The following is a 19,641-nucleotide window of genomic DNA, read 5'->3' on the forward strand; positions in this document are numbered from 1 at the left end:
TTGCTACTCCTCGCGCAGCCGGGGGTTGAAGATCTCGTCCATGGCGTCCACCACGAGCACGATGCCGAGCGTGAGCAGCAGGATCGCCAGCAGCGGCGCCAGCAGGTAGCCCAGCGCGTTCGGCGTGATCATCGCGCCCGCCTGGAACACGGCGAGGTTGAGCATCACACCCCAGTTGTCCGACTCGTACGGCAGCACGCCCAGGAAGAACAGGCCCACCTGCGAGTAGACCGCGCCGGTGACCGCGATGAGCATGTTCATCGCGATGTAGGGCGCCATGCTCGGCAGCAGCTCCTTGCCGATGATGTGCGTGGTGGACAGCCCGAGCCCGCGGGCGGCCTCGATGAACCCGCGCTCGCGCAGCGACAGCGTCTGCGCGCGCACCGCCCGCGCCACGCCGCCCCAGCCGAGCAGGCCGAGCACCAGGCCCATCTGGAAGGGGTTGCCGAACTTCCACACGGTCGCCAGCACCAGCAGCAGCGGCAGGCCGGGGATGGTGAGCTTCATGTCGGTCAGCCGCATGAGCACGGTGTCCCAGCGGCCCCGCTTGAAGCCGGAGAACAGGCCGATCGCGGTGCCGGCGACGACCGTGATGATCGCGGTGACCAGGGCGGTGAGCAGGACGTAACGCGAGCCCTTGATGACCAGCGCGATCACGTCCCGGCCCTGCGGGTCGGTGCCGAACCAGTGGTCCCAGCTCGGCGGCTGGGTGATCGCGCTCGCGTTGCCCGGCAGGTGCTCGGGCAGCAGCATCGGCCCGATCACCGCCATGACGATGAAACCGGCGATGATGACGACCCCGGCCATGCGGCTGGGCTTGCGCTTCATCACCCGCCAGACGCCGTTCCAGAAGTTGCGGCGCATGGCCGAGGCGGCCGGCGCGGCCTCCGGGATGAGCGTGGCGCTCACGAGCCCTCCTCTCCGCTGCGCACCCGCGGGTCGATGACCGTGTAGAACAGGTCCGCGACGATGTTGGCGATGATCGTGCCGACCGTGATCAGCAGGAACGCCCCGCCCATCAGGCCGTAGTCGCGGTCCTGGACGCCGCTGATCAGCAGCCAGCCGAGACCCGGGTAGTTGAAGATCTTCTCGATGAAGACCGCGCCGCCCAGCAGCAGGCCCAGCGACAGGGCGAGCATGGTGAACAGCGGCAGGATCGCGTTGCGCGCGATGTAGCGGAACACGATCGAGCGCTTCATGCCGCGCAGTTCGGCGGCCAGGATGAAGTCGTCGCCCAGCACGGTGACCACGCTCGACTTCATCGCCAGGATCCAGCCGCCGTAGGCCGACAGCGCGTACGTGGCCACCGGCAGCACCGCGTGCTCGACCAGCGAGCCGATGTAGCCGGCGTTGAACCCGGGCTCGAACAGGATGTCCACCGAGCCGTCGGCCGGCAGGATCGGGAGCAGCGTCGCGAAGATCACCACGAGCAGCATCGCCAGCACGTACTGCGGGATGCCGTGCAGCAGCGAGCCGGAGATGGCCAGGGCGTCGCCCAGCTTGCCGGTGCGCTTGATGGCGGCGTACACGCCGAGCAGGATCCCGACGAGGAAGCTCAGCAGCGTGCCGGCCAGCACCGGTAGAACGGTCCACTTGGCCGCGTCGGTGAGCACGTCGACCACGGAGGTGCCGGGCCGGCTGACCGACATGCCGAGGTCGAGGTGGAGCAGGCCGGTCATGTAGTCGGTGTACTGCTGCCACAGCGTGCCGTCGGGCAGGAAGCCGTAGAGGACCTTGACGGCCTGCGCGGCGGCCTCGGGCGACATGCCCTGCTCGACCAGCTTCTCGTAGCGGGCGGCCATCGGGTCGCCGGGGATGTTGTTGATGATGAAGAAGCTGATCGTCGCGACTACGAGGATCATGACGAACCCGCGGGCCAGGTGGCCCGCGAGTCGTCGTGCGATGAGCGCCATGAACTACGACTTCGCCTTGATCATGCCGAGCTGGATCCAGACGCCCGAGGGCAGGACGCCGGCGCCCATGCGCAGGATCTCGTCGTCGTGCGGCCAGCCGGTGAAGCGGCTGTTGTTGACGAACTGGGTGTTGACGTAGTCCCAGAGCTGGATGACCGGGAGGTCCTGGTTGGCGGCCTTGGCCAGCTGAGCCATGATCGGCTTGGCCTGCTCCTCGGTGGCCGAGTTCAGCTTGCCGGTCAGCTCACCGGGGTTGATCTTGGCGCCGTCGACCTCGATCTCCTCGGGGCCGCCCATCCAGTTGCCGGCCTTGCCGGGCTCGGAGTGCTTGACCTTGCCCGCGACGTTCGTCCAGCCGTTGGAGGCGCCGTACAGGCGCTGGTAGATGTCGTACGGCGCGGGGCCGAGCGCCATCAGCCAGAAGCCCACGTCGTACTTGCCGGCCGCCAGCTCCTCCAGGTAGAGGGGGTAGTCGGCGGTCGTGACGACCTCGGCGTCGACGCCGGCCTTGACGAGCTGGCTCTTGATGTTCTCCTGGGCCGACAGCCAGTCGGAGAAGCCGGCGGGCGCGTGCATGGAGACCTTCCACGCCGAGCCGTCGGCCAGCGTCCACTTGCCGTCCTTCTTGGTGAGGCCGGCCTCCTTGAACTCGGCCTCGGCCTTGGCCACGTCGGGCGCGTACGGCTCCAGCTTGGGCAGCTCGTCGGGGATCCACGCCTGCGCGGCCTTCTGGTGGATGCCGCTGGTGGTGACCGCCGCCGTGCCGCCCTCGGGCGAGGCGACCTTGGTGACCTCCTCGCGGTTGATCAGGTAGGCCAGGCCGCGCCGCACGTGCACGTTGTCGTACGGCTTCTTGGACTGGTTGAAGGCCATGCTCACCGCGACCGGCGAGTAGCCCTTGATGACCTCGTTGCCGGCGGCCGCCTTGATCCGGTTCATCACGTCGGACGGGGCGGCGGTGAAGCCGGCGTGGTCGAGCTTGCCCGCGGTGAGGTAGTTCCAGATCTGCTCGTTGCCGGTGTAGTTGAGGAACTTCACCTGCGCCGGCGCCACGTTCGCGGCGTTGTAGAAGTACTTGTTCTTGACCAGCAGCGCCTCGGACGGGTTCACCCGCTCCAGCACGAACGGGCCGGCCGAGGTGTCCTTCGGCGGGGCGAAGGTGAGCACCTTCTCGCCCAGGCCGGTGATGGTCTCGCGGGCCTTGTCGGCCTCGGCGCCCTCGCCCCTGGAGGCCTTGAGCTGGTCCCAGAAGTCCGCGGGGAGCACGCTGCTCCACACGTGGGAGGGCAGGACGAACGTGTCGAGCACGCCGCGGGCGAACTTGGGGCTCGGGTTCGCCATGTCCTGGGTGATCTTGAGGGTGTGGTCGTCGACCACGGTCACGTCCGCCGCCGCGCCCGCGGCGCCCGGCGTGATGGAGAACGCCGTGCTGCCCTGGGTGTAGGCGATGCCGATGGACATCTTGACGTCCTCGGCGGTGACCGGCTTGCCGTCGGACCACTTGGCGTTCGGCTGGAGCTTGAGGGTGATCGCCGAGTTGTCCGGCGCGATCTCCCAGCTCTCCGCGATGCCGGGGAGGGCCTGGTTGGGGTCGGTCAGGTGGTTCTTGACCCAGCCCAGCTTCATCGCCGTGTAGCCGGGGAAGGAGTTGCCCTTCGGGTTGTACGGGTTGGCCGGGGCCGTGGCCTCCAGGCCGGGCCTGTTGACGTCGATCGTGGTGAAGAGCCCGCCACCACCACCGCTCGAGCCGCCGGACTTGTTGTTAGTACCACCGCTGCACGCCGCTGTGGCGGTGGCGAGGCCCAGCAACGCCACTACCGCTGCCAGTCGCTTCATCTGCCGCTCCGGGGGATGTCGGACCTGTTGAGGATCTGTAGGGAATTGACCGGACCCTACGGTCGCCAGCAGGCAGCGTCAATAATCTCCAGATGTTGTGAGTGTAATGTAACTTTCCTTCATAGAGGTCCGCCGTGGCGCCAATCTCCATCGTGCGACGGGGCGGGGCTTCAGTCCACGACCAGCACGGCGGCGCCGCTGACGCGGTCGGCGGCCAGATCCGCCAGCGCCCGGCCCGCCTCCTCCAGCGGGTAGAGCGTGGTCGCCACCCGCGGCGGATGGGCCAGCGCCAGCTCCAGATAGGCCCGGCCGTCGGCCCTGGTGTTGGCGGTCACGCTGCGCAGCGTGCGCTCCTGGAACAGGTGCCGCTCGTAGTTCAGCGCGGGCACGTCGGTCAGGTGGATGCCGGCGATCGCCAGCGTCCCGCCGCGGTCGAGCGCCTCCAGCGCGGGCGGCACCAGGTCGCCGACCGGCGCGAACAGGATCGCCGCGTCCAGCGGCTCGGGCGGCCGGTCGCCCGCCGAGGCCGCGCCCAGCTCCAGCGCCAGCTCCCTGGAGGCGTCGGACCTGGTCACGGCGTGCACCGTGGCGCCCTGCGCGATGGCCGCCTGCGCGGTGAGATGGGCCGAGGAGCCGAAGCCGTAGATGCCGAGCCGGCCGCCCGGCGGCAGGTCGCAGCGGGCCAGCGCCCGGTAGCCGATGATGCCGGCGCACAGCAGCGGCGCCAGCCGCTCGGCCGGCACGTCGTCCGGCAGGGGGTAGACGTAGCCGGCGGGGGCCACGACGTACTCGGCGTAGCCGCCGTCGGCGTCCCAGCCGGTGTAGGCGGAGTCCGGGCAGAGGTTCTCCGTGCCGCGCAGGCAGTAGCGGCACCGGCCGCACGTCGAGCGCAGCCAGGCCACCCCCACCCGCTCGCCGGAGCCCTCGACCCGGCCCACCACCTGGTGCCCGGGGGTGGTCCGCGGCCGCCGCGGCGCGAGGTCGCCCTCGGCCAGGTGCAGGTCGGTCCGGCACACGCCGCACGCCTCGACCCGGACCAGCACCTCGCCGGGGCCGGGCTCGGGGACGTCCCGCTCGACCCGCACGAGCGGGCCGGTCGCCATCGGCCCCGGCCGGTCCACCACCCAGGCGCGCATCACGGCCTCGACAGGCGCTCGTAGGCCAGCGAGGCGTACAGCGCGGCGCCGTCGGGCAGCACGGAGTCGTCGAAGACGGCGTCCGGCGAGTGGTTGTAGGGCGCCGTGGCCGGGTCGCGGTCGGGCGGGCAGGCCCCCAGGAAGACGAACGCGCCCGGCACCTCCTCCAGCACGTACGAGAAGTCCTCCGACCCCATGACCGGCTGCGGCGCCACGAAGTAGCGGCCCGGCCCGAACAGCTCGTCGGCGGTCGCCGAGACGAACCCGGCCTCGCCCTGGTCGTTGACCGTCACCGGGTACCCCATGCCGAACGACGTCTCGACCGCGAGCCCGTGCGCGGCCGCGATGCCCTCGACCACCTCCACCAGACGCCGCTTGACCAGCCTCCGGTGCTCCTTGCTGAACGTGCGCACGGTCGCCTCGAAGCGCGCCTCGTCGGGGATCACGTTGTCGGCCGAGCCGCCGTGGAAGGTGCCCACGGTGATCACCACGGGGTCGAACACGTCGAACGTGCGGGTCACCATCGTCTGCAACGCCGTCACCATCTCGCAGCCGGCCGCGATCGGGTCCTTGGCGCGGTGGGGGCTCGACCCGTGCCCGCCGGTGCCCTTCACCGTCACGCAGAACACGTCGGCCGCGGCCATCATCGGGCCGCCCCGCGAGGCGAACAGCCCCGGCGGCAGCATGGCCGACACCACGTGCATCCCGTACGCCGCCACCGGCCGGGCGCCGGCCGCGTCGAGCACGCCCTCGCCGATCATGTGCTTGGCGCCGTCGTGCCCCTCCTCGCCCGGCTGGAACATGAAGATCACGTCACCGGCGACGTCCGCGCGCCGCGCGCTGAGCAGCCGGGCCGCGCCGACCAGCATGGCGGTGTGCAGGTCGTGGCCGCAGGCGTGCATCTGGCCGACGTTCTGCGAGATGTAGGGCAGGTCGTTGCGCTCGGTCACCGGCAGGGCGTCCATGTCGCCGCGCAGCAGCACCGCGGGGCCAGGCCGGCCGCCGCGCAGCACCGCGGTGACCGAGCTGAGGGTCTTGCCGGTGGTGATCTCCAGGGGGAGCCCGTCGAGCGCGGCCAGCACCTTCTCCTGCGTCCTCGGCAGTTGCAGGCCGAGCTCGGGGGTGGTGTGCAGGGAGCGGCGGAGCTGGATGAGTTCGTCCCGCATGTCCAGGGCGGATTCAGTGAACGACATGATGAACATTGTTCACGTGTGCGGCGAGAAGTCGACAAGGCACGCTCGATACCATGAACGGGTGACTCAGCGTAAGCGGATCGACTCCTGGTTGTCCGACATGGACGGCGTCCTCGTCCACGAGGGGCGGCCGATCCCCGGTGCGGACGAATTCATCAAACGGCTCAAGGAGTCCGACAAGAAGTTCCGGGTCCTGACCAACAACTCCATCTACACCCAGCGCGACCTGTCGGTGCGCCTGGCCGGCGCCGGCCTCGACGTGCCCGCCGAGTCCATCTGGACCTCCGCCCTGGCCACCGCCCAGTTCCTCGACGACCAGCGTCCCGGCGGGTCGGCGTACGTGATCGGCGAGGCCGGCCTGACCACGGCCCTGCACGAGGTCGGCTACATCCTGACCGACCTCGACCCCGACTACGTCGTGCTCGGCGAGACCCGCACCTACAGCTTCACCCAGATCACCCGGGCGATCCGGCTGATCGAGGCCGGCGCCCGCTTCATCGCCACCAACCCCGACCCGATCGGCCCCTCCACCGAGGGCTCGCTGCCGGCCTGCGGCGCGGTGGCCGCGATGATCACCAAGGCCACCGGCGTCGAGCCGTACTTCGTGGGCAAGCCCAACCCCCGCATGATGCGCAGCGCGCTCAACGCCATCGAGGGGCACAGCGAGACCACCGCCATGATCGGCGACCGCATGGACACCGACATCGTCTCCGGCATGGAGGCGGGGCTGTTCACGATCCTGGTGCTGACCGGCGTCACCCAGCGCGACCAGATCGACCGCTTCCCCTACCGTCCCTCGCTGGTCGTCGAGTCGGTCGCCGACCTCGTCGACCTGATCTGAGCGCGGTGGCTCGCCCGGGATGACAAGTCTTCTTCCGGGGCGCGGAGGATCGTGGCCCGGAAGAAGAAAACCACTCCCGGCGGCCGCCGTCCGGCGGCGCGGCGCGCGCCCGGCTGCGATCCTTGGTAGCGGAAGGTGACTTACCGAATGCGAGGAGGCGGCCGTGTGGCGTGAGGAGCCGGGGGAGCAGGGCGCGGAGGCGGAGCTGGCGACGCTGCGCGTCGAGGTGACCGAGGAGCTGCGGTTCGTCAGGACGGCGATGGCCGAGGAGTTCAACTCGCTGCGCTCGGAGATCCTCGACCTCAACATCAAACTGGACCGGCTGCTGCAACACGTCGGCATTTAGGACAACGAGGTCGACACCGCATCACATGGCCTTCGGGTAGCCTAACCTACGGTCCCGTAACCTGAAGGAGAAGATCTTTATGGCGATGTCTCAGACGGAACTGCTGCACGAGCTCGAACCCGTCGTGGGCGTGGAACTCGATCGCCACAACGCGACGGCCAAGGAGTGGTTCCCGCACGAGTACATCCCGTGGAGCGAAGGGCGTGACTTCGACGGCATCTACGGCGGCCAGGCGTGGCAGGAGGGCGACTCGAAGATCCCCGAGGCCGCCCGCATCTCGCTGATCGTCAACCTGCTCACCGAGGACAACCTGCCCAGCTACCACCACGAGATCGCCACCACGTTCGGCCGTGACGGCGCGTGGGGCACGTGGGTCCACCGCTGGACCGCCGAGGAGGACCGCCACGGCACCGCCCTGCGCGACTACCTCACCGTCACCCGCGCGGTCGACCCGGTCGCGCTGGAGCGGGCCCGCATGCACCACATGGAGCAGGGCTTCGTCACCGAGTACAACACCATGCTCCAGCAGCTCGCCTACGTCTCCTTCCAGGAGCTGGCCACCCGCATCTCCCACCGCAACACCGGCAGGGCCTCCGGCGACGAGGGCTGCGAGCGCCTGCTCGCCCGCATCGCCGCAGACGAGAACCTGCACATGCTCTTCTACCGCAACCTGCTCAAGGCGGCCTTCGAGCTCGACCCCAACCAGACCATGCGCGCGGTGACCGACGTCGTCACCACCTTCCAGATGCCCGGCACGGGCATGGAGGGCTTCGCCCGCAAGGCCATGATCATCGCCCACGAGGGCATCTACGACCTGCGCCTGCACCTCGACGACGTGCTCATGCCGGTGCTGCGCCAGTGGGCGGTCTTCGACAAGACCGGGCTCGACGCCGAGGGCGAGCGGGCCCGCGAGGAGCTGTCGGCGTTCCTGGCCAAGACCGAGGTCACGGCCGCCAGGTTCGTCGAGCGCCGCGACGAGCGCCGCGCCCGCGCCGCCGCCAGGGGCTGACACCGGGCCGCCGCCGGGCCGCCGCCGGGCCGCCGCCCGCGCGGCCGTGGCATGATCCCTCCTCATGGAGCTCCTGGGCACGCTGTTCGTCTCGCTCGCCATCCTGGTGATGATCCTGCTGCTGGCGACGGCGGCCCAACGCCTGCTCGGGGTCAGGTTCGGCGCGTTACGCACCTTCCTGGCCGCGATGGTGGCCTGGGGCCTGGCCCAGCCGATGCTGACGCCGGTGATCGCCTCGTTCGGGCCGGTCAACCCGGAGACCACGCCCGACGCGGGCGCGCTCGGGCTGCTGCTCCTGATCGCCATGTGCATGGTGCTCATCCCCATGGTGATCCTGGTGCTGGCCGAGGCGCTGGTCCCGCCGGGCTCGGTGCCGGGGCCGCTGGAGGTGCTGCGCTCGCTGCGCGGCCGGATCCGCCGGGCCCGGCGCTACTCGCAGATCACCAGGATCGCGTTCCGGCACGGCCTCGGCCCCTACCTGCGGGGCCGTGGCGAGAGCCTGGAGGACAGATCGGGCAAGGTGCGCCTGGCCAGGTCGCTGCGCCAGGCGCTCGACGACGGCGGCGTCACCTTCGTCAAGCTCGGCCAGGTGCTGTCCACCCGGCGCGACCTGCTGCCGGCCGAGTTCATCGACGAGCTGGGCCGCCTGCAGGACCACGTCGCCCCCGCGCCGTGGGAGCGCATCGAGCCGGTGCTCGCCGCCGAGCTGGGCGGGCCGGTCGAGGAGGTGTTCGCCGCCTTCGACCGGACGCCGCTGGCCGCCGCCTCCATCGGCCAGGCCCACACCGCCCGCCTGCACACCGGCGAGGACGTCGTGGTCAAGGTGCGCAGGCCGGGCATCGAGGGCGTGGTGGCCCAGGACCTCGACATCGTCCGCCGGCTGGCCGCCACGCTGGAGTCCAGGACCCGGTGGGGGCGTTCGCTGGGGCTGCGCGACCTGGCCGAGGGGTTCGCCGTCGCCATCCGCGAGGAGCTGGACTTCCGCGTCGAGGCCGCCAACATGGCCGCCGTGGCCGCCTCCGGCAGCGGCGGCGTCACCTACCCTGAGCCGTTCCCCGCCCTCTGCACCGAGCAGGTGCTGGTCATGCGGCGCCTGTCGGGCGGGCCGGTCACCGCGGCCGCCCCCGGCCAGGGGCCCGCGCTGGCCCGCGACCTGCTCGACTGCCTGCTCAGGCAGATCCTCGTCGAGGGCGTCTTCCACGCCGACCCCCACCCGGGCAACCTCATGCTGCTCGACGACGGCACGCTCGGCCTGCTCGACTTCGGCTCGGTCGGCCGCCTGGACGGCTCCGTCCGCTCGGCCCTGCAGCGTTTCCTGCTCGCGATGAACCGGCAGGACCCGCTCGGCGTCACCGACGCGCTGCTGGAGGTCGTCCCGCGGCCGGAGGAGATCGACGAGGCGGCGCTGGAGCGGGCGCTCGGCCAGTTCATGGCCAGGCATCTCGGGCCCGGCATGGACAGCGTCCAGATGTTCACCGACCTGTTCAAGATCGTCTCGGAGTACGGGCTGTCCATCCCGCCCGAGGTGGCCGCCGTCTTCCGGGCCCTGGCCACGCTGGAGGGCACGCTCGTGCGCCTGTCGCCGGGCTTCAACCTGATCGGCGAGGCCCGCGCGTTCGCCGGGCGCTACCTGGCCGAGCGGGCCGGGCCGGAGTCGGTCAAGGAGGCCGTGGGCCAGGAGCTGGCCGCGCTGCTGCCGATGCTGCGCCGCCTGCCGCGCCGGGTCGAGCGCATCGCCAGCGCCGCCGAGCACGGCAGGTTCAGCCTGAACGTCCGGCTGCTGGCCGACGACCGCGACCGCCGCTACGTCACCGGCCTGGTCCACCAGGTGCTGCTCACCGTGCTCGGCGCGACGGCCGGGCTCATGGCGGTGCTGCTGCTCGGCATCGAGGGCGGGCCCGTCGTGGTCGGCACCACGAGCCTGTACCAGCTCCTCGGCTACAACCTGCTGGTGATCGCCTCGATCATGGTGCTGCGGGTGCTCGCGCTGATCTTCCGACGCCCGCCTGACCAGGAGCGTCACCGGCGCTGAGGCGAAGACTGAGCTGCTTTTGACCTCGGGCTGGTCTTGGACATCCGAGGCATCGGGAAGTTTCCAGGTGACACCGGAACGCCTGGGGAGCAGTAGGTGAAAATCATCGGGATCGCCGCCAGTCTCCACGCGGGGTCATTCATCAACAGATTGCTGGACGCAGCGGGCGGCGAACTGCCGGAAGGCGTACGGTTCGAGATCTGGACGGGGATGGGCGACGTCCCGCCGTACCAGCCGGGCAAGGTGCCGGTGGCGGCCAGGGAGCTGCTCGGGCTGGTCGCCGGGGCGGACGCGGTGCTGCTGACGGCTCCCGAGCACAGCCTGCTGCCGCCGGAGCTGACGTACACGCTGGAATGGCTCTCGGCCGGCGACGTGCTGTCCGGCAAGCACGTGGCGGTGATGAGCGCCAGCGCGCGGGCGTGCGGCGCGATGTGGGCGCAGGCGGAGCTCTACAAGCAGCTCCAGGGCGCGGACGCGGTCGTCATGGGCGCCGAGCTGGTCATCTCGCCGGCCTGCCCGCACTTCGACGACGACGGCCACCTCACCGACCCCGTGCTGCGCGGCCAGGTGCGCGCGGTGATCGGGCAGCTCTGCCCGGCGGGGGTCAGGGAACCGGCGTTCTCGCTCTGATCCCGGCGTGCTCCCGGGGCGGGCTCAGTGGGGGTCGCGGCGCAGGCGCTTGACGTCGGAACGGTGCTTCTTGCCCGCGATGCGGCGCTCGACGGCGCCCCGGCTCGGCTTGGTGGGGCGGCGGCGCTTGGGCGGCGGCGCGACCGCCTCCCTGACGCGCTGGGCCAGCCGGTGGCCGGCGGCCTCCCTGTTGCGCAGCTGGGACCGGTACTCCGAGGCCACGACGGTGATCGTGGTGGCGCCCAGGCGGTCGAGCGCGCGGGCCTTGAGCGCGGGCGGGATCGCGGTGCTCGCGGCCACGTCGAAGATCAGCTCCACCCGGCTGTCGGTGGTGTTGACGCCCTGACCGCCCGGACCTGAGGAACGGGAGAAACGCCAGACGAGCTCGACGTCGGGGATGACGATCGAGTCGTTGACGACCAGCGGGCCGGGCATGGTGGTGGCTCCTGTTCCGGATGAATGCGCCTTGCTCAGATGAGTGTCACCGTATATGAGCGACATATGCCGTCCGCAACGGCATTTTCAATCACTGTCCCCGCTGCGAATATGGAGAGAACATTTCGCGGGAAGGGCTCATTCCATGGACCCGAAGTGGGTCGCGCAGGCGGCGCTGACCGTTGGGCTCGCCGTGGTCTCCGCCGTCGTCTTCCTGCTGCTGAGGTGCCAGGGGAAGGGCCGGCCCTTCGGGCCCGCCGGGCGGCGGCTCGCGGTCGCCATCAGCCTGCTCACCGGCGGTCTGTCCGCCGGCGTCGCGCTGGCCGGGCACGCATTGCTGAGCGACTCGCTGGCCACCGTCCTGGGCGCGGCCGCGCCGAGCGGCCTGTGGCTCGGCCAGATGCGCGCCAGGCAGGACGAGCGGCGCTCGCTGGCCCGGGAGGCGGCCACGTTCTGGCTGGTGTCGCTGCTGGCCCGGCTGGACCAGGCGATGGCCGAGGACGAGCGCGTCTGGTGCGAGAAGCGGGTGGACCCGTCCTGGAACGTCTACGAGCTGAGCCTGGCCGCGGCCCGGTACCACGAGCGCATCCGCGACCGCCTGTCGGCCGACGACCGGCGGCGCGAACGGGTGCACGCCCGCCTGGACGCCGTCGAACGCAGGCTGGACGTGGCCGCGCTGATCGAGGACGGCGCCGCCCGCTCGAAGGTGGCCACCGCGCTCACCCTCTCCCGCCACACCAGGACCCCCAGGTACGAGCGCTACCTCGGCAACCTCCACCGGCTGCACGGCGTGCTGCGGCACGACGCGGAGAACGACGTGCTGCGCCTGCTGGCCGCGGCCTACCGGGCCGGCTACCGCTCGCTGCCGGGATACGTGCCGCCGTCACGGGCCCGCGGCGGCGAGCACATCGCCCGCGCCCGCTGACCGGGCGTGGCGGCCGGCGCTCAGGCCAGGGCGGCGGGGGAGTCCTCGGCGTCGCCGAGCGTGAGCTCCAGGCGGGCGCCGAGCGCGTCGACGACCGCGCCGAGCGTGCGCAGCGTCAGGTTCTCGTCGCCGGAGAGTATCTGGCTCACCCGGCCGGGCGAGACGCCCAGCGACGTGGCCAGATCGGCACGGGTGATCTTGTGTTCCCGCATGTACCACGTGATCTCGTCGACGACCTCTTGGGCGAGACCGCCCACCTCGTCACGGGGGTTCCGGCGAAAGGCCATGTCGGTCTCGCTCTCGACGCTGTCCGTCCTCGTGACTCCACTTTAGCTCTACCTAAACCTTTAGGCAAGACTAAACTCCGGTGGCTCTTGACGGGCGGGGACGGGCGGCGTATGCCAATATCCGCGGAAAGATCGAGCGGTCAGGGGGAGGCGCTGTGACGGCCATCGTGGGCGTGCACGGGATCGGCAAGTACAACTACTACCTGGAGGCCGGCGGGTCGGCCACCGGGGCCGCCGCGGCCATGCGGCTCAAGTGGGACCGCTACCTGCACGCGGCGCTCGGCGGCGAGACGGCCGCCTACTTCAGCGAGGTCGCCTACTTCTCCCACCTGCTGCGCGACCCCAAGCCAGGGGAGAGCTCCCCGCAGGCGGCGGCCCGCGTCGAGGCCGCCACCCAGCAGGTGCTCGTCGAATGGGCCAAGGACCTCGGGCTCGGCGAGCACGTCACCGGCGCGCTCAAGTCGTTCACCGGATGGCTGCTCGGCAAGCTCGACAGCAGGTCGGCGGCGTTCGCCAAGCTGTTCGCGCCCGAGGTCGCGGTCTACCTCACCGACCAGGAGCGGCGCGAGAAGTGCCGGCTGGCCGTGGCCGACGCCATCCGCAGGAACCGGCCGCGGGTGGTCATCGCCCACTCGCTCGGCAGCGTCGTGGCCTACGAGGCCCTGTGGGCCAACCCCGACCTGCCCGTCGATCTGCTGCTGACGCTCGGCAGCCCGCTCGGCATGCGCAACGTCGTCTTCGAACGCCTGCTGCCCGCCCCCGTCAACGGCCTCGGCGAACGCCCCAGGAACGTCGCCCGCTGGGTGAACATCGCCGACAAGGACGACATCGCCGCCATCCCGCCCGCTCTGCGCGCCAGCTTCACCGGCGTGGACGTCGAGGAGCTGGTCAACCTCGACTGGATCGACTTCCACACGGCCGAGAAATACCTGGGCTGCCCGGCGCTCGACCCGCATCTGCGACCATTCCTTGCATGACGTGGATTGTGTTCGACTACGGCAACGTCCTGTCCCTGCCGCAGCCCGCGGCCGACGCCGAGGCCATGGCGCTCGCCGTCGGCGTGGAGCCCGAGGCGTTCCTGCGCCGCTACTGGGAGCACCGCCTGGAGTTCGACCGGGCGAGCCTGAGCCCCGTCGGCTACTGGTCGGCCGTGCTGGACCGGGCCGCCACCCCTTCCGAGGTCGCCCGCCTGGTGGCCATGGACGTCGCGAGCTGGGCCTACCCCGACGAGGGCACGGTCGCCGTCCTCGGTGAGGTCCTCGACGCGGGCGACGGCGTGGCGCTGCTGTCCAACATGCCCGTCTGCATGGCCGACGGCCTCGACGAGCTGCCCTGGATCGCCGCCATCGGCCACCGCTTCTACAGCGGCAGGATGGGCCTGGTCAAACCCGACCGGGAGATCTTCGACGAGGTCGCCCGCGAGCTGGGCGCCGACCCGTCCGAGATCGTCTTCGTCGACGACCGGGCCGAGAACGTCGAGGGCGCCGAACGCGCGGGCATGACCGGCGTGCTCTTCACCGGCGCCGCCGCGCTCCGCAAATCCCTGCGCGAGCTGCCCCGCTGACCTCCCGCCGGGCGACCGGCGCTGTTCACCCACGCTTGACTCCGCTGTCATGACGGGGCCACGACGGGGTCAGCGCGGGCGGACATACCTGGAGCGTGGACCGCAGAACGTTCCTGACAGCGGCGGCAGCCGGCCTCGTCGCGCCCCGCGCCGTCACCTCGCCCGCCTCCGCCACGACACTCAGATCCGATCCGTTCACCCTCGGCGTGGCCTCCGGCGACCCCTCCGCCGACGGCTTCGTCCTGTGGACCAGGCTGGCCGTCGACCCGCTCGGCGGCGACGGCCGCGGCGGCATGCCCGCCCGCGACGTCGAGGTCGACTGGCAGGTCGCCACCGACGAACGGTTCTCCTCGGTCGTGCGGTCGGGCACCGCGACCGCACGACCGCGCGACGCCCACAGCGTGCACGTCGAGCTGGACGGGCTGGAGCCCGGCCGCGACTACTTCTACCGGTTCAGGAGCCAGGGCAGGCTCTCGCACGCCGCCCGCACCCGGACGACGCCCGCCGGGGAGAGCCCGCTCACCTTCGCCGTGGCCGCCTGCGCGCACTACGAGCACGGCTACTACACCGCCTACCGCCGCCTGGCCGAGCAGGAGCCCGACCTGGTCGTCTTCCTCGGCGACTACATGTACGAGTACGGCCCCAGCGGCTACACCGCCCTGGCCGGACGGGTGCGCACGCACACGCCGGGCAAGTGCGCCACCCTCGCCGACTACCGGCTGCGGCACGCCCAGTACAAGAGCGACCACGACCTGCAGGCCGCGCACGCGGTCGCGCCCTGGCTGGCGGCCTTCGACGACCACGAGATCGAGAACAACTGGGCCGGCCCCGTCTCCAGCACCGGCGCGCCCGGCTTCGCCCGCCGCCGCGCCGACGCCTTCCGCGCGTACTACGAGAACATGCCGCTGCGCCGCGCCAGCCTCCAGGGAGCGGTGCTGCGCATCAACCGGCGCGTCTCCTGGGGGACGCTGGCCCGCTTCCACCTGCTGGACACCCGCCAGTTCCGCGACGACCAGGCCTGCCTGGACGGGGTGCGGGCCGGCTGCGACGAACGGTTGTCCGACGGGCGCACGCTGCTCGGGTCCGCCCAGTGGCGATGGCTGGAGGAGGGGCTGAGCGGGTCCGGCGCCCGGTGGAACCTGCTGGGCCAGCAGATCCTGATGGCCCAGCGCGACTACAGGATCGGGCCGGGCCGCGAGGTGAACCTCGACTCCTGGGACGGCTACGCCGCCGAGCGCACCCGCCTGCTCGGGTCGCTGTCGGGCACCTCGAACCCCGTCGTCCTGACCGGGGACGCGCACATGCACCACCTGGCCGACCTCAAGACCGACTTCGACGACCCGGACTCGCCGGTGGTGGCCAGGGAGCTGGTGACGTCGTCGATCGCCAGCGACGGCGACGGCTACCGGGACCGCACGTGGATCGCCGAGGCCCTGCAGGAGAACCCGCACATCTCCTACATCGACCAGCGGCGCGGCTACCTCATGGCCCGGCTGACCCGGGACGAGCTGTCGGTGGACTTCCGCACGCTCGACTACATCTCCCGCCGCGGCGCGCGGGCCCGCACCGCCCACCGGCTCACGATCCCGGCCGAACCGCCCCGCTCAGCCGCCGGCCGGGCCGCGCCCCGCCATGGCTGAGGGACGGCGGGGCACGCAGCCTTCGCCGGCTGGGACGGCGGGATCCGCGGTCTTCGTCGGCCGGGGAGCTGCGGGGGTGCGGGCCTCGTCGGCTGAAGGTTCGCTGGGAGCGGGCTGAGGGCCGGCTGGGAGCCGGGGCGGGGGTCAGGCGCCCGGCCAGGTCGCGTCGGGGAACTCGCCGGTGGTGGTGCCGGACATGACGACCTGGTCCTGTTCGTCCAGACCTGAGGTGATCTGGACGTACTGGTCGCCGCGGACGCCGGTGGCGACCACCTTCGCGGCGTCGTGCCCGCCCGAGCGCACGGTGACCACCTGGGCGCCGTCGGAACGGCTGCGGACGGCGGCGGCCGGGACGTAGATCGCGTCCTTGGCCTCGGCGGTGGTCACCGACACCGTGGCGGTCTGGCCGAGCATGAGCCCGGCGGGCGGCTCGTCGAAGGCCAGGGTGACGGAGTAGCGGACGAGCCGGTCCTCGACCGTGGCGGTCGGGGCGATCGCGGTGACCCTGCCGCCGTGGCGCTCGCCGGGACGGGTGGCGAGGGTGATGGCGGCCTGCTGGCCGAGCCTGAGCCGGTTGACGTCCGACTCGGTGACCATGGCCTGGACCTGGAGCTCGTTCAGGTTGCCGAGGCTGATGAAGGTGCCGGTGCCGGCCGTGTCGCCGACCCGGCCCGCCACGGACAGGACGGTGCCCGAGGTGGGGGCCACGATGCGGGTGGCGCGCACGGCGTCGGCGGCCTCCTCAAGAGCGGCTTCGGCGCGGTCGACGTTCGCGGCGGCCTGGTCCTCGGTGATCCCGCCTCTGGCGCCGTCCTTGGGGGTGGTGGCGGTCCTGGTGGTGGTGTCCCGGGAGGTCGTGCCGGGTGAGCAGGAGCCGGTGGGACGGGCGGATGTCGTCGCGCGCGGCTTGGCGGTGGCCTTCGCGGTGGGCTTGGCGGTGGGCTTGGTGGTGGGCTTGGCGGTCGCGGACGGGGGCGCGGTGGTCGAGGGCCTGGCCGTGGCGGGCGGCTCGGCGGTGGACGGGCCGCCCGGTGTGGACGGTTCGCCGGGGTTGGACGGTGTGCCGGGGGTCTGGCTACTTCCGGGGGTGCCGCCTCCGGGGGTGCCGCCTCCGGGGGTGCCGCCGCCGGGCGGGGTCACCGTCACGGTCACCGTCGCCGTCACCGTGGCCGTCGCGGTGACCGTCACCGTGGGCTGGGGCTCGGAGGGCTCGTGAGTGGGGGTGGGGGTTGCGGTCGGGGGCCGGCTGTGAGCTGGGGACGCGCCGGAGCTCCGCGTCGAGGAGGGGGAGGCGGCCTTGCTCGCCTTGGTGGCGGGTGCGCCGGTAGGCGCGGCGGTGGTCGCCGTGGCGGTCGTGGCGCTCGTGGCGGTGGTGGGCGGAGTGGTGGCGGGCGAGGTGGTGGTAGGCGGGGTGGTCGGGCCGAAAACGCCCTCGCCCGCCGAACCTCCGCCGACAGCCGTGCCCGGGCCGCCCGTCGCCCCAGGGACGGTCGCGCCCCCAGGGGCGGCGGCGCTGCCGGGAGTGGCAGCGGCGCCGGTGTCCGGGGCGGGGGAGGTGGCGGGGCCGGTGCCACCAGTGGTCGGGGTGGGGTTCGAAGTGACCGGCGGTGTGGGCTTCGAGGAGGCTGACGGGGTGGGGCAGCTGCCGGCGTTCGGCGACCCGGCGGAGAACGGCGAACCGGTGGTCCCGGTCCCGGTGGTTCCGGTGGTTCCGGTGGAGCTGGCGGTGGTGGCGGTGGTGAGGGATTCTTGGGCGGCGGAGAGGTCGGCCTTGGCGGCTGCGTACGCCTCGCGGGCCTCTCGTCCGTCGATCCTGGCCAGCACCTGGCCCTTGGTCACCTTGGTCCCGACCTTGACGTACACCTTGGTCACCGGGCCGGACGAGCCGAACGCCAGGTCCCGGCGGGCGCCGTCCACGGTGTTGCCGGCGGCGCTGACCAGGGCCGTGACCGGGCCCCGCTGGGCGGCGGCGAGCCGTACCCGGACGGCGGGCGGGTCGTCGTCGCGGAGTGCCAGCGCCAGGCCCGACCCGGCGACGAGCACGGCCAGGGCGAGCCCGCCCAGCGCGAAAGTCGGTCTCATGGCCGCCCATCCTGGCCGACCAGCTTCACGGCAGCCTGCGAGCAGCCTGAGAGTTCGCTGTGTGACCCCGCCCGGGCCCGGGTTGTCAGCGAACGTTCAGCTCCGTCACGGCTGCGGCGCAGGCTGGTGTGCAAGGGTCACCGGCTGTGAAGGTGTCGACAAGGCGCAGAGCGCTGATGACCAACGGAGCGCTGGGCGTGCTCCTGCTGGGCGGGGCCACGCTCGCCTACGTCCAGCTCGGCACGGACCGCGCGGCCGGCGAGACGGCCGTGCGCACGGTGACCGCGAGCCGCGGCTCGGTGTCCGCGTCGGTGTCCGCGTCGGGCGCGGTGGCCAGCTCCAGGACCAGGTCCCTGTCGTTCGGCACGGGCGGCACGGTCGAGCGGATCTACGTCAAGGCGGGGGACAAGGTCGACAAGGGCGACATCCTGGCCAGGCTCGACGACTCCGCCGCGCAGGAGAGCCTGTCGGCGGCCAAGGCCACGTACCGGAGCGCGGTCGACGAGGGCACCGGCACGGCCGCGCTCTACGCCTCCTACGTCAAGGCGCGCAACGCCTACCGCGAGGCCGAGCGCACGGTCGCGGCCACCGTCCTGCGAGCCCCGTTCAAGGGCACGGTCACGGCGGTCAACGGATCCGTCGGCGGCACCGCCTCCGGCTCGGGCGGAAGCCAGAGCCAGTCCCAGGGCCAGTCGCAGAGCGGCGGCAGTGGGAACAGCACAGGGACGGGCGGGTTCGTCGACCTGGCCGACACCGGACGGCTCCAGCTCGTGGGCACCTTCACCGAGTCCGACGTCGGCAAGCTCGAACAGGGGCAGAACGCCACCGTCACCTTCGACGCCCTGCCGGGGGTGACCGCCGACGGCAAGGTCACGCAGATCCAGCCGATCGCCTCCACCAGCAACAACGTCGTCCAGTACCCGGTCACGGTCACCTTCACCAAGGTCCCCGCGCAGGTCCGGCTGGGCCAGACCGCCACCGTCGAGGTCGTCGTCGGCAGGGCGGAGAACGTCGTCACCGTCCCCTCCACCGCGGTCTCCACCAGCGGCGGCCAGACCACGGTGACCCTGCTCAGGGACGGCCGCCAGGTCAGGACCCCGGTCGAGGTCGGCGTCCGGGGCACGGCGCTCACCGAGATCAGGTCCGGGGTGTCCGAGGGCGACCAGCTCGTGCCGCCCGCGACCGGCACGCAGAGCACCAACCAGCGCGGCGGGTTCGGCGGCGGCTTCCCGGGCGGCGGCGGCATGCCGGGCGGCGGGCGATGACGGCCCCCGCCACCGCGACGGCGGCCCCCGTCCTGCGGGTGAAGGACCTGGTCAAGGAGTACGGCGAGGGCGACGCCAAGGTCCACGCCCTGCGCGGCGTCAGCCTGGACGTCGAGCGCGGCGACTACGTCGCCGTCATGGGCGCGTCCGGCTCCGGCAAGTCCACCCTGATGAACATCCTCGGCTGCCTCGACGTGCCCACCTCCGGCACGTACCAGATCGACGGCGCCGACGTGGGACGGCTGGCCGAGCACCAGCTCGCGATCCTGCGCAACCGCAGGGTGGGGTTCGTCTTCCAGTCCTTCAACCTGATCCCGCGCATGAGCGCGCTGGCCAACGTCGAGCTGCCGCTGGTGTACGGCGGCGTCGGCCCGGCCGAGCGGCGCTCGCGCGCCCTGGCCGCGCTGGAGCAGGTCGGGCTGACCGACCGCGTGCGGCACGAGCCGAACCAGCTCTCCGGCGGCCAGCAGCAGCGCGTGGCCGTGGCCAGGGCGCTGGTCACCGCCC

The 19,641-nt window shown here is 71.9% G+C and carries 19 protein-coding genes; 11 read left to right on the forward strand and 8 right to left on the reverse strand.

Annotated elements, in window-relative coordinates; genetic code table 11:
• Positions 1-3: 3 nt before the first annotated feature.
• The 5 genes from ACWEJ6_RS43075 to ACWEJ6_RS43095 all read right to left on the reverse strand — a co-directional run bounded on the left by ACWEJ6_RS43075 (position 4) and on the right by ACWEJ6_RS43095 (position 6,078).
• Entirely contained in the window at positions 4-909 is a 906-nt protein-coding gene (locus ACWEJ6_RS43075; RefSeq protein ID WP_452431300.1) for an ABC transporter permease, read from the reverse strand.
• Positions 906-1,913 carry an ABC transporter permease gene (locus tag ACWEJ6_RS43080; protein ID WP_364333937.1) on the reverse strand — a complete coding sequence of 336 codons (1,008 nt, stop codon included), beginning with the start codon at positions 1,911-1,913 and terminating at the stop codon, positions 906-908. Before ACWEJ6_RS43080 ends, ACWEJ6_RS43075 begins: the two co-directional genes overlap by 4 nt.
• A 3-nt stretch (positions 1,914-1,916) precedes the next feature.
• Positions 1,917-3,749, reverse strand: a complete 1,833-nt coding sequence (locus ACWEJ6_RS43085; RefSeq protein WP_452431301.1) for an ABC transporter substrate-binding protein — start codon at positions 3,747-3,749, stop codon at positions 1,917-1,919.
• A 170-nt stretch (positions 3,750-3,919) separates the two neighbouring features.
• Positions 3,920-4,885, reverse strand: a complete 966-nt coding sequence (locus tag ACWEJ6_RS43090) for a zinc-dependent alcohol dehydrogenase family protein (RefSeq protein ID WP_452431302.1) — start codon at positions 4,883-4,885, stop codon at positions 3,920-3,922.
• A complete protein-coding gene (locus ACWEJ6_RS43095) occupies positions 4,885-6,078 on the reverse strand; it encodes a M20 metallopeptidase family protein (RefSeq protein WP_452431303.1) in 1,194 nt (397 codons plus the stop codon). The genes ACWEJ6_RS43090 and ACWEJ6_RS43095 overlap by 1 nt, the downstream gene beginning before the upstream one ends.
• A gap of 100 nt (positions 6,079-6,178) precedes the next feature.
• Between ACWEJ6_RS43095 and ACWEJ6_RS43100 the strand changes: the two genes are divergently transcribed.
• From ACWEJ6_RS43100 to ACWEJ6_RS43120, 5 genes are all read left to right on the forward strand, one after another.
• Positions 6,179-6,919 carry an HAD-IIA family hydrolase gene (locus ACWEJ6_RS43100; protein ID WP_364334674.1) on the forward strand — a complete coding sequence of 247 codons (741 nt, stop codon included), beginning with the start codon at positions 6,179-6,181 and terminating at the stop codon, positions 6,917-6,919.
• A gap of 163 nt (positions 6,920-7,082) precedes the next feature.
• A complete protein-coding gene (locus ACWEJ6_RS43105; protein WP_358293204.1) occupies positions 7,083-7,265 on the forward strand; it encodes a hypothetical protein in 183 nt (60 codons plus the stop codon).
• A gap of 85 nt (positions 7,266-7,350) precedes the next feature.
• A complete protein-coding gene (locus ACWEJ6_RS43110) occupies positions 7,351-8,274 on the forward strand; it encodes an acyl-ACP desaturase (RefSeq protein WP_449920255.1) in 924 nt (307 codons plus the stop codon).
• Positions 8,275-8,338: 64 nt separating this feature from the next.
• Complete coding sequence (locus ACWEJ6_RS43115) at positions 8,339-10,306, forward strand: ABC1 kinase family protein (protein ID WP_358293201.1); 1,968 nt, start codon at positions 8,339-8,341, stop codon at positions 10,304-10,306.
• Positions 10,307-10,402: 96 nt separating this feature from the next.
• On the forward strand, positions 10,403-10,936 hold the full coding sequence (locus ACWEJ6_RS43120; protein ID WP_352327446.1) for an NADPH-dependent FMN reductase: 534 nt from the start codon (positions 10,403-10,405) through the stop codon (positions 10,934-10,936).
• Positions 10,937-10,960: 24 nt separating this feature from the next.
• Here the strand turns inward: ACWEJ6_RS43120 and arfB are convergent, their stop codons facing one another.
• On the reverse strand, positions 10,961-11,371 hold the full coding sequence (arfB, locus tag ACWEJ6_RS43125) for an alternative ribosome rescue aminoacyl-tRNA hydrolase ArfB (RefSeq protein WP_387669927.1): 411 nt from the start codon (positions 11,369-11,371) through the stop codon (positions 10,961-10,963).
• Positions 11,372-11,516: 145 nt separating this feature from the next.
• Between arfB and ACWEJ6_RS43130 the strand changes: the two genes are divergently transcribed.
• Positions 11,517-12,296, forward strand: coding sequence for a hypothetical protein (locus tag ACWEJ6_RS43130; protein ID WP_387669926.1), 780 nt, complete (start codon positions 11,517-11,519; stop codon positions 12,294-12,296).
• Positions 12,297-12,316: 20 nt separating this feature from the next.
• Here the strand turns inward: ACWEJ6_RS43130 and ACWEJ6_RS43135 are convergent, their stop codons facing one another.
• Complete coding sequence (locus ACWEJ6_RS43135; protein WP_387669925.1) at positions 12,317-12,583, reverse strand: helix-turn-helix domain-containing protein; 267 nt, start codon at positions 12,581-12,583, stop codon at positions 12,317-12,319.
• A 155-nt stretch (positions 12,584-12,738) separates the two neighbouring features.
• Between ACWEJ6_RS43135 and ACWEJ6_RS43140 the strand changes: the two genes are divergently transcribed.
• From ACWEJ6_RS43140 to ACWEJ6_RS43150, 3 genes are all read left to right on the forward strand, one after another.
• Positions 12,739-13,560, forward strand: a complete 822-nt coding sequence (locus ACWEJ6_RS43140) for a hypothetical protein (protein WP_387669924.1) — start codon at positions 12,739-12,741, stop codon at positions 13,558-13,560.
• On the forward strand, positions 13,557-14,147 hold the full coding sequence (locus tag ACWEJ6_RS43145; protein ID WP_452431304.1) for an HAD family hydrolase: 591 nt from the start codon (positions 13,557-13,559) through the stop codon (positions 14,145-14,147). The genes ACWEJ6_RS43140 and ACWEJ6_RS43145 overlap by 4 nt, the downstream gene beginning before the upstream one ends.
• A 95-nt stretch (positions 14,148-14,242) precedes the next feature.
• Positions 14,243-15,787, forward strand: coding sequence for an alkaline phosphatase D family protein (locus ACWEJ6_RS43150; protein ID WP_452431305.1), 1,545 nt, complete (start codon positions 14,243-14,245; stop codon positions 15,785-15,787).
• Positions 15,788-15,931: 144 nt separating this feature from the next.
• Here the strand turns inward: ACWEJ6_RS43150 and ACWEJ6_RS43155 are convergent, their stop codons facing one another.
• Positions 15,932-17,869 (reverse strand): efflux RND transporter periplasmic adaptor subunit, encoded by a 1,938-nt coding sequence (locus ACWEJ6_RS43155; RefSeq protein WP_452431306.1) that lies wholly within the window; start codon positions 17,867-17,869, stop codon positions 15,932-15,934.
• A gap of 176 nt (positions 17,870-18,045) precedes the next feature.
• On the opposite strand from ACWEJ6_RS43155, the gene ACWEJ6_RS43160 reads away from it, so the two are divergent.
• Both ACWEJ6_RS43160 and ACWEJ6_RS43165 read left to right on the forward strand, forming a co-directional pair.
• Complete coding sequence (locus ACWEJ6_RS43160; protein WP_452431307.1) at positions 18,046-19,134, forward strand: efflux RND transporter periplasmic adaptor subunit; 1,089 nt, start codon at positions 18,046-18,048, stop codon at positions 19,132-19,134.
• On the forward strand, positions 19,131-19,641 hold a 511-nt coding region (locus tag ACWEJ6_RS43165; protein WP_452431308.1), incomplete at its 3' end, for an ABC transporter ATP-binding protein. The genes ACWEJ6_RS43160 and ACWEJ6_RS43165, both read left to right, overlap by 4 nt.

The sequence above is a fragment of the Nonomuraea sp. NPDC004702 genome (assembly GCF_053601695.1).